Below are 9819 nucleotides of genomic sequence, written 5' to 3'. Positions count from 1 at the left end.
CTACACCGAACTCCTCACCCGCTCCGACCTGTTCGAGGTCTTCTTCGTCAGCGGCTACTACCTGGCCGCCTCGGCCGTGCAGATCGTGGCCGCGCTCTACTTCGCCACGGTCCTCAGCTTCGACGTCCGCTTCCGGAACTTCTTCAAGGGCGTGCTGTTCTTCCCGTACCTGATCAACGGCGTCGCGATCGGTTTCGTCTTCCTGTACTTCTTCCAGGACGGCGGCACCCTCGACTCGGTCCTCGCCCTGTTCGGACACCACTCCGGCCACGCCTGGCTCGGCACCCCGGTCTCCGCGAACACCTCCCTCGCGGGTGTCTCCGTCTGGCGCTACCTGGGCCTGAACTTCGTGCTGTTCCTGGGCGCGATCCAGTCCATCCCGGGTGAGCTGTACGAGGCGTCCGCACTGGACGGCGCGAATCGCCGGCACCAGTTCCGGCACATCATCCTGCCCGGCATCAGACCGGTGCTGACGCTGACCGTGATCCTCTCGGTCTCCGGCTCGCTGTCGGCCTTCGAGATCCCGTACATCATGACGGGCGGGGCGACCGGCACCGAGACCTTCGTGATCCAGACCGTGAAGCTGGCCTTCCAGTTCAACAAGACGGGCCTCGCCTCGGCCGCCGCCGTGGTCCTGCTGCTGATCATCCTGGCGGTGACCTGGCTCCAGCGCCGACTGGTCCCCGACGACAGGGTGGACCTCGTATGACCCGCCGCGCCGCAGCCCGCACGCTGGTGTACCTGTCCCTGGTCCTCGCCTCCCTGGTCGTGCTGCTCCCCCTGGGCGTGGTCCTGCTGACCTCCCTCAAGACCGACGCGGAGCTCGCCGACGACAGCGGGGCCCTGACGCTCCCGGACGACCCGCTGAACTTCGACAACTACGTGACGGCGTTCCAGGACGGCCGGATGCTCTCGGCGTTCGGGCACACCGCGTTCATCCTGGTGTTCTCGATCGGCGGGACCGTCCTCATCGGTTCCATGACGGCGTACGCCATCGACCGCTTCACGTTCCGCTTCCGCAAGCTGGTGGTGGCCCTGTTCCTGCTGGCCGCCCTGGTCCCCGGGGTCACCACCCAGGTGGCGACCTTCCAGATCGTCAACAGCCTCGGCATGTTCGACACGCTCTGGGCGCCCATCGCCCTCTACATGGGCACGGACATCGTCTCGATCTACATCTTCCTGCAGTTCGTCCGCTCGATCCCCGTCTCGCTGGACGAGGCGGCCCGCCTGGACGGCGCGAACGCCTTCACCGTGTACCGGAAAATCATCTTCCCGCTGCTGAAGCCGGCGATCGCGACGGTGGTGATCGTGAAGGGGATCACCGTCTACAACGACTTCTACGTCCCCTTCCTGTACATGCCCTCACAGGATCTTGGCGTGATCTCGACGTCCCTGTTCCGCTTCAAGGGCCCCTTCGGCGCCCACTGGGAGACGATCTCGGCAGGAGCGGTCCTGGTGATCCTGCCGACCCTGATCGTCTTCCTGGCCCTCCAGAAGTACATCTACAACGGCTTCATGCGGGGAGCGACCAGATGACCGGCCTCCCCCCACGGCAACCCGGCGCGCTCAGGTGGTCAGTGCCTTGACCAGCACGGGTGTCACCTGCTCGACCTGCCACGGCCGGGCGCCGAGCCCCGTGAGCACACCGGCGACCGACTCCCCGTCGAGAGGGACGGGCGGCTCCCAGCACACTCTGCGCACACTGTCCGGCGCGATCAGGTTCTCCTGGGGCATGTTCAGCTGCTCGGCCAGCGCGGAGACGGCGGCCCGCGCCGCGGAGAGCCGTGCCGCGGCCGCCGGGTCCTTGTCGGCCCAGGCCCGTGGCGGCGGAGGCCCCGCGACGGGCTGCCCCGGCTGCGGCAGCTGGGACTCGGCGAGCGTCTTCGCCCGCTCGACGGCGGCCTGCCACTGCTCCAGCTGGCGCCGGCCCATCCGGTGGCCGTAGCCGTTCAGCGCGGCCAGCGCGTGCACGTTGGCGGGGAGGGCGAGCGCGGCCTCGACGATCGCCGCGTCGGAGAGCACCTTGCCCGGCGAGACGTCCCGCCGCTGGGCGATGCGGTCCCGGGTCTGCCACAGCTCGCGCACCACGCCGAGCTGCCGACGCCTGCGCACCTTGTGCATGCCGGAGGTGCGGCGCCAGGGGTCCTTGCGGGGCTCGGGCGGGGGAGCGGAGGCGATCGCGTCGAACTCCTGGTGGGCCCACTCCAGCTTGCCCTGCCGCTCCAGCTCCTTCTCCAGCGCGTCGCGCAGGTCGACGAGGAGCTCGACGTCCAGGGCGGCGTACCGCAGCCAGGGCTCGGGGAGCGGGCGGGTGGACCAGTCGACGGCGGAGTGGCCCTTCTCCAGGACGAAACCGAGCACGCTCTCGACCATCGCGCCGAGGCCGACACGCGGGAACCCGGCGAGCCGCCCGGCCAGCTCGGTGTCGAACAGACGGGTGGGCACGAGGCCTATCTCGCGCAGACAGGGCAGGTCCTGGGTGGCGGCGTGCAGCACCCACTCGACGTCGGTGAGGGCCTCGCCGAGCCCGGAGAGGTCGGGGCAGGCGACGGGGTCGATCAGTGCGCTGCCGGCGCCCTCGCGGCGCAGCTGCACCAGATACGCGCGCTGTCCGTAGCGGTAGCCGGAGGCACGCTCGGCGTCGACGGCGACGGGGCCGGTGCCGGCGGCGAAGGCGGCGATCGTCTCGGCGAGGGAGGCCTCGTCGGCGATCACCGGCGGGATTCCCTCGCGGGGTTCGAGCAGAGGAGTCGGCTGAGGTGTGGGCGCCCCGGAAACAGAAGCAGTAGATCCGCCGTCGTCCGGAGGGGCGCCTCCGGTGGTTCGCAGTGAGCTGGCTGCTGCGGTTTCTTGGGCGTCGGTCACCTGTCAAGGGTATCCGTGTGTGGACGCCACCCGCCGACGGAACGTTCCGCCGACGGGGGCCGCAGGGTCGTAAACCAGTCAGGGCCATGGGGAGCCGCGAGAAGGCGCGGAAGTGGCCGGCGAGGGTGGGGGAAGGGCCGGGGAAAGGCCGGGGAGGAGCAGGAAGGGCGGGGAAGAGGGGGGAAGGGTGGGGAAGGGTGGGGAAGAGGCCGGGCTGAGGGGGGAAGGGGAGGGGGGGAAGAGGACCGGCAGGCAGTCCGCCGACCGGGGGAAGGGCCGGGAGAGGGCCGGGAAGGCCGGGTGCGGACCGGGGGAGGAGGAGGGGCGTGGGAAGTGGGCGGGTGAGGAGCCCGGAGGGACCGGAAGCCGCGGGCCCGCCGGGGTCTCAGTGGATGATGCCGGTCCGCAGGGCCACCGCGACCATCCCGGCGCGGTCGCCCGTGCCGAGCTTGCGGGCGATCCGGGCGAGGTGGCTCTTGACGGTCAGCGCGGACAGTCCCATCGAGACGCCGATCGCCTTGTTCGACTGGCCTTCGGCGACCAGACGCAGCACCTCCACCTCGCGGCCGGAGAGCTCGCGGTAGCCGCCCGGGTGGCTCGGGGCACCCGGGGGGCGGCGGTGCAGCCGGGCGGCCGCGGATCCGATGGGGGCGGCACCGGGCCGGGTGGGGAGCCCGAGGTTGGTGCGGGTGCCGGTGACGACATAGCCCTTCACACCGCCCGCGAGGGCGTTGCGCACGGCGCCGATGTCGTCGGCGGCGGACAGGGCGAGCCCGTTGGGCCAGCCCGCGGCGCGGGTCTCCGACAGCAGGGTGAGTCCGGAGCCGTCGGGGAGGTGGACGTCGGCGACGCAGATGTCCCGGGGGTTGCCGACGCGGGGACGAGCCTCCGCGATGGACGAGGCCTCGATGACGTCGCGCACACCGAGCGCCCACAAGTGACGGGTGACGGTGGAACGCACGCGCGGGTCGGCCACGACCACCATGGCGGTGGGCTTGTTCGGGCGGTAGGCGACCAGGCTTGCGGGCTGCTCGAGAAGAACGGACACCAGGCCTCCTGGGTGGGGGACGGAGCCGGTTCGGGGGCGGGTGGGGAGAGGGGCGGCCCCGACGAACCGTGCTTTCAAGGTCACAGTCGTCTTCGGCAGCGGGCCGGGGGTCCTTTAGAAAATGATCACGATCTAGTGAGTAACAATACGTGCAATTCGGACACGCGATCGATCATCCGAAGATCGAATCGGTTTGGGTGGGTGCGGTCCGGGATCGAAAGTGGCCGTATCGACAAAGAGATGGTCAATCAGGACGGCCAAATGGGTCGGCCGCCGTTTCCGGCGGCCGACCCACTCGTACAGCTGTACCGGACAGGCCCTCGGGGGCCCGTCCTAACGCGGCTGCGGCCCCCGGCGCTGCGGCAGCGTCACCACCGAGGCGTCCCCGGGGCCCGCCGGCGGCAGACCCGCCACCTGGGCCAGCAGGTCGCACCACGACGCCAGGTGGGCCGCCGTGTCCGGCACCCCGCCGAGGCCCTCGCGGGGGGTCCAGGAGGCGCGGATCTCGATCTGCGAGTTCGCCGGCCGCTCCGCCAGACCGCCGAAGTAGTGCGAGCCGGCCCGCGTGACCGTCCCGCTCGGCTCGCCGTACGCGAGGCCGCGCGCCTGGAGGGCGCCGGTCAGCCAGGACCAGCACACCTCCGGCAGCAGCGGGTCGGCCGCCATCTCCGGCTCCAGATCGGCCCGCACCAGCGTCACCAGCCGGAACGTCCCGCGCCAGGCGTCGTGCCCGTCCGGGTCGTGCAGCAGCACCAGCCGCCCGTCGGCGAGATCCTGCTCGCCGTCCACGACGGTCGCCTCCAGGGCGTACGCGTACGGGGCGAGCCGCTTGGGCGCCGGGGTCGGGTCGACCTCGACCTGCGGCCGCAGCCGCGCCGCCCGCAACGCGTCGACGGCGGCCCGGAACGGCAGCGGTGCCGACCTGCCTCCATCGCGCTCCCCCTCGTTCGCCTCGTCCATCCCGCCAGCGCCGTCCGACAGTCGTCCCTGAGCCGCAGCCATGCGGGGAAGATTAAGGGGAACGACGGCCTCGCGCAGGGCAAGACACCCGTGCGGGACCCGCGGGCGCCTGCGCGCTGGGCGAACACGCCTGCCGCCCGCAAGGGCCGAACGGGTGTCCCCGAGGCACGACGGGAGGCGGTGGGGGCGGCGCCACCCTTTCCGGCGCCGTGCGAGACTTGCCGTCGTGAGCGCGAACGAGAGCCCCGCGGGCCGGCAGCCGACAGCGACGTACGACAGCCCCTTCCTGAAGGCGTGCAGGCGTGAACCCGTGCCGCACACCCCCGTGTGGTTCATGCGTCAGGCGGGCCGCTCGCTGCCGGAGTACCGCAAGGTCCGCGAGGGCGTCCCGATGCTCGAGTCGTGCATGCGGCCCGACCTGGTCACCGAGATCACCCTCCAGCCCGTCCGCCGGCACGACGTGGACGCGGCGATCTACTTCAGCGACATCGTCGTCCCGCTCAAGGCCATCGGCATCGACCTCGACATCAAGCCCGGCGTCGGCCCGGTCGTCGAGCACCCGATCCGCACCCGCGCCGACCTCGCCCAGCTCCGTGACCTCACCCCCGAGGACGTCTCCTACGTCACCGAGGCGATCGGACTGCTCACCGCGGAACTCGGCGCCACCCCGCTGATCGGTTTCGCGGGCGCGCCCTTCACCCTCGCGAGCTACCTCGTCGAGGGCGGCCCCTCACGCACGTACGAGAACGCCAAGGCGATGATGTACGGCGACCCGCAGCTCTGGGCCGACCTGCTCGACCGTCTCGCCGAGATCACCTCCGCGTTCCTGAAGGTCCAGATCGAGGCGGGTGCGAGCGCCGTCCAGCTCTTCGACTCCTGGGCGGGCGCCCTCGCCCCCGCCGACTACCGGCGCTCGGTGCTGCCCGCCTCCGCGAAGGTCTTCCGCGCCGTCGAGTCCTACGGCGTCCCGCGCATCCACTTCGGCGTCGGCACCGGTGAGCTGCTGAACCTCATGGGCGAGGCCGGCGCGGACGTCGTCGGCGTCGACTGGCGCGTCCCGCTCGACGAGGCCGCCCGCCGGGTCGGCCCCGGCAAGGCGCTCCAGGGCAACCTCGACCCGACCGTGCTCTTCGCCGGCACCGAGGCCGTCGAGACCAAGACCCGCGAGGTCCTCGACGCGGCCGCCGGCCTGGAGGGCCATGTCTTCAACCTCGGCCACGGCGTGATGCCGTCCACCGACCCGGACGCGCTCACCCGTCTCGTGGAGTACGTCCACACCCGCACCGCCCGCTAGCTCCGGGCTCTCCCCACGCCGTTTCCCCCACACGCCGTTCCCCGGCCGGATAACCTTCGCGGACCGGGGGAGAGGGGGACATCGTGTCGTGGGCCTTGCGGGACGGCGAGCCCTGGCGGGTCCGCATCCAGGGGGACGACGGCCCACCGGCCGGATGCGGCTTCCTGGTCACTCCCTCGCTCGTGCTCACCTGCGCCCATGTGGTGACCGCTGCCCTCGGCGTCAGCAGGTACAGCGAGAACGGCCCGCGTGGCCCGTTGTGGGTGGTCCGGTCCGGTACCGGACCGGGGGAGCGCCTCGCGGCCCACGTGGTGCCCGGCGGCTGGGTGCCCCTGAGGGAGTCCTCCGGCGATCTCGCGCTGCTGAGTGTGGACCTCCCGCTCGGCACCGCGCCGCGGATCGGAACGGCCCGGAGCGGCGACCCGGTCCGGGTGCTCACCCCGGACGGGGGGCTGCCGGGCGTCGTCGACGCGCTGCCCGGTGCCGACGAGCCGGACGGCTGGGGCCGGCTCACCTTCCGCGCGGAGGCACCGGGACCGGGCAGCAGCGGCAGCCCCGTGGTCGACGGCCGGGCCACCGTCGTCGGCCTCCTCACCGCCGTCGAGGCCACCCCGGCGCCGGGGGGCAGCGGCCGCTTCCTGCCCCTGTCGACCGTCCTGGAGCGGATCCCCGTACCGAGCCGGCGCCCCACCGGGCCGCTGCGCCGGCCGGGCGACGGGCTCTCCTCCCGGGAGCGCGGCGAACTGGTGGAGGCCCTGCTGGCCGTGCCCGCCATGCGCGACCCGTCGGCGTTCGTCCTGCTCACCCGGGAACTGCGGCACGAGGTCCCGGCGGTCGCCGCCCTGCGGGACGGCATCCCGTCGAGCCGGCTCAGGGCCCTGGAGCTGGTACGTCTGCTCATGGAGCACCCCGAGGGCCTGCGTCCGCTGGTCGAGGTCCTGCGGGTGTACGAGCCGGGCAGCTCGGCGGTGGAGGCGTTCGCGACGCTGGTGGACAAGGTCGCCCCGTCGCCGCTGCGCGCCGACGAGCGCGGGACCCTGCACCGGCTGCTGACCCGTGCCGAGCCGGCCGGGACCGGCGCCCTGCTGGAACGGGCGCGGGACCTGGAGGACCGCGGCGCGCCGCCCGTCCTCCTGGACTTCGTCGCGCGGCTCGCCGACAGGGTGCCGGGAGAGGTCGGCGCGGAACTGCAGGCGTGGCGGCGGTCGGTGGCCGCCCGACTGGGAGTGGAGCCGCCGCCCGACCGGACGACCGAGCCACCGGTCCTCGTCATCGCCGTGGACCCGGACGTCTGGGCGCCGGAGACCCACCACGTGACGGTCTCGGCCCGCGCCGCCGACGGGACCACGACCTCGCTCGCGACGCACCACGGGCTGGCGCGCGAGGAACTGGGCGCCGTGCTCGCGCCCGAGCTGCACCGGTTCCTGGCAAGGACGGCGGTCCCCTCCGGCCCCGCCGGACGGATCGAGTTCGTCCTGCCCTTCCGGCTGCTGGACGACCTCCGGGTCGAGGAATGGGACATCGGGCACGAGGGCGTGCGGCGTCCGCTCGGGGCGCATCACACCGTGGTCGTGCGGTGCGCGGAGCTGCAGGACCGGGAGAGTCTGCGCTGGCGCTGGCAGGAGCGGTGGTCACGGCTGAAGGTGACCCCGCCCGCGGAACGCGCACCCGTCTGGCTGGACGGCGCCGACAGCCGCGTCCTGCTGCTGGACGCCGAGCAGACGACGTTCCGGTCATCGGGGGACCCGGTCGCGGCCTGCCTCCTCCAGGGGATCCCGGTGGTGATCTGGTCGAAGGGAGCGTCGCCGCAGACGGAGGAGGAACTGACGGACCTGGCCCGGACCGTGCCGCTGGAGGCGATCCCGGAGGCGGTGCGCTCCCTGCGGAGCCGGCACAGCACGACCGGCACCCGGGAGCGGGTGGGCCTGCTCTTCGCCGACCCCGAGCACGCGCTGCCCGAGGGAGGGCGGTGACCCGTGGACCCGAGCGCCGTCCGCCACGCCCTGGGCCTCCTCGTCGGTGTCCCGCACCTCACCCTGGACTTCCGTCGGCTGGACCTGCCCGCGGCCCTGCGCGCCCAGCCCGAGCGCACCTACGACCTCGTCCTCGCGGTCATCGGCCACCACGCGGCCGTCGGTGACACCCGGATCGCCGGCCGACTCGCCCGGGCCGCACTCGACGTCTGGGGCAGGCGCTTCGGCGCGGATCCCGACCGGATCGCCGCCCTGCGCGCCCACGCCGAACACCCGTCCGCGTCCCTGTCCCCATCCCCGTCCGCGCCCTCGACCCCGTCCCGCTGAACCACCCGTCCCGCTCGCACCACCCGTACCGCCTCCGAAGGAGCCGCCTTGCGCCCGCTGACCGACAACCCCATCTCCGACTTCGGCGACGACGCCTTCCGCTTCGAGCCCTACGTGGACGTGCTGCACGCGGCCGTCGAGCAGGCGACGCCGCTGCCCCTCACCGTCGGCGTGTTCGGCTCCTGGGGCACCGGGAAGTCCAGCTTCCTGCGGCTGTGGCAGCGGCGGCTGGAGGACCGGAAGGTGCGCACCATCTGGTTCAACCCCTGGAAGTACGACCGCAAGGTCGAGGTGTGGGCGGCCCTGCTGCACACCATCCTGGCGGAGATGGAGGGCGAGGAGGGCCTGAAGGAGAAGGCCCTGCGGCTCGCCAGGGCCGCCACCTGGCTCTCGGTGCGCGCGGGACTCGGCACCGCCGCCTCGGCGGCCACCGGCGGCATGATCAAGGGCAGTGACGTCGACGCCCTGCTCACCACGCTGTCCCGGGGAGACGCCGAGCAGTACCGCCAGATCAACCGGTTCGAGAACGACTTCCGGGACGCGGTGCGGGAGTTCGTCGGCGAGGACGGGCGGCTGGTGGTCTTCGTCGACGACCTCGACCGCTGTACCCCGGACTCGGCGATGACCGTGCTGGAGTCCCTCAAGCTGTTCCTCGGCGAGTCGCAGTGCGTGTTCGTCCTCGCCCTCGACCTCGACGTGCTGGCCGCCGTCGCCACCAACAAGTTCGGCGACGCCTTCAAGGACGCGCCCGCCGAGGTCGTGTCGGGTCTGGCCTACCTCGACAAGATCGTCCAACTGCCCTTCTTCCTCCCGGACGTGGGCTTCGACACCCTGCGCGAGGCCTTCACGCCGTACGTCCACCAGCCCATCGACGACGAGGCCTTCTGGGAGCTGCTGCACCGCGGTCTGGGCGCGAACCCGCGGCGGCTGAAGCGGTTCGTGAACGTCTTCAACATGGCGATGGAGGTGAGCATCGCCCAGGCGGGCGGAGCCTCGCTGGGCAGGGCCTTCCACCTCCAGCTGGCGGTTCTCCAGGTGATCCGCAGCCGGCATCGCGCGTTCTTCCACGTGCTGGCCGCCGAGCCGGGGTCCTGGAGCACGCTGGCCACCTACTTCCGTAACGTCCAGGAGGACCCCACGCAGCGCCCCGAGCGCCTTTCGGGGCTGCCTTCCGAGCTGCACGCGTTCGGCACCGACCGGGCACTGGAGAAGCTGCTCACCCAGCGCGGCGCCCTCGGGGTGCCGGCGCCCGACCGGCAGACCGTCCGCTCGATGATCACGACGCTCCGCGCCGCGGCCGGTCCCGACGACCTCGTGCCGACGCACTGAGCCACCCGCGACGCCGGGCGGTC

General features: G+C 72.5%; 9 protein-coding genes. 6 read left to right on the top strand and 3 right to left on the bottom strand.

Annotation, left to right across the window (positions count from 1 at the left end):
- Positions 1-709 (top strand): carbohydrate ABC transporter permease (locus AQJ58_RS08540; RefSeq protein WP_234359988.1); only part of this gene is annotated, 709 nt, incomplete at its 5' end.
- Positions 706-1536, top strand: a complete 831-nt coding sequence (locus AQJ58_RS08535) for a carbohydrate ABC transporter permease (RefSeq protein WP_067246869.1) — start codon at positions 706-708, stop codon at positions 1534-1536. The genes AQJ58_RS08540 and AQJ58_RS08535, both read left to right, overlap by 4 nt.
- 30 nt (positions 1537-1566) lie before the next feature.
- Here AQJ58_RS08535 and AQJ58_RS08530 read toward each other — a convergent pair whose 3' ends face one another.
- The 3 genes from AQJ58_RS08530 to AQJ58_RS08520 all read right to left on the bottom strand — a co-directional run bounded on the left by AQJ58_RS08530 (position 1567) and on the right by AQJ58_RS08520 (position 4915).
- Positions 1567-2865 (bottom strand): ribonuclease D, encoded by a 1299-nt coding sequence (locus AQJ58_RS08530; protein ID WP_079078771.1) that lies wholly within the window; start codon positions 2863-2865, stop codon positions 1567-1569.
- A gap of 385 nt (positions 2866-3250) precedes the next feature.
- Entirely contained in the window at positions 3251-3913 is a 663-nt protein-coding gene (locus AQJ58_RS08525; protein WP_067246864.1) for a response regulator transcription factor, read from the bottom strand.
- Positions 3914-4246: 333 nt separating this feature from the next.
- The gene (locus tag AQJ58_RS08520; RefSeq protein WP_079078770.1) at positions 4247-4915 is read right to left on the bottom strand and encodes a DUF3000 domain-containing protein; all 669 of its coding nucleotides are present in this window, start codon (positions 4913-4915) and stop codon (positions 4247-4249) included.
- 184 nt (positions 4916-5099) lie between these two features.
- Between AQJ58_RS08520 and hemE the strand changes: the two genes are divergently transcribed.
- From hemE to AQJ58_RS08500, 4 genes are all read left to right on the top strand, one after another.
- On the top strand, positions 5100-6167 hold the full coding sequence (hemE, locus tag AQJ58_RS08515) for a uroporphyrinogen decarboxylase (protein ID WP_067246859.1): 1068 nt from the start codon (positions 5100-5102) through the stop codon (positions 6165-6167).
- A gap of 83 nt (positions 6168-6250) precedes the next feature.
- Positions 6251-8140 (top strand): VMAP-C domain-containing protein, encoded by a 1890-nt coding sequence (locus AQJ58_RS08510; RefSeq protein WP_067246856.1) that lies wholly within the window; start codon positions 6251-6253, stop codon positions 8138-8140.
- A gap of 3 nt (positions 8141-8143) precedes the next feature.
- Complete coding sequence (locus AQJ58_RS08505) at positions 8144-8467, top strand: hypothetical protein (protein ID WP_067246854.1); 324 nt, start codon at positions 8144-8146, stop codon at positions 8465-8467.
- Positions 8468-8515: 48 nt separating this feature from the next.
- On the top strand, positions 8516-9796 hold the full coding sequence (locus AQJ58_RS08500; protein WP_067246851.1) for a KAP family P-loop NTPase fold protein: 1281 nt from the start codon (positions 8516-8518) through the stop codon (positions 9794-9796).
- Positions 9797-9819 lie beyond the last annotated feature (23 nt).

Origin of the sequence: Streptomyces sp. DSM 15324 (genome assembly GCF_001514285.1) — a bacterium.
In the GTDB taxonomy this organism is placed as follows: Bacteria; Actinomycetota; Actinomycetes; order Streptomycetales; family Streptomycetaceae; genus Streptomyces.
The sequence above is the reverse complement of the archived record's forward strand: the minus strand, read 5'-3'. Positions and strand labels throughout refer to the sequence as shown.

Excerpts from the sequence above, each read along its gene's own strand:
- AQJ58_RS08535 (WP_067246869.1), top strand. The coding sequence starts at position 706 with ATGACCCGCCGCGCCGCAGCCCGCACGCTGGTGTACCTGTCCCTGGTC.
- AQJ58_RS08520 (WP_079078770.1), bottom strand. The coding sequence starts at position 4,915 with ATGGCTGCGGCTCAGGGACGACTGTCGGACGGCGCTGGCGGGATGGAC.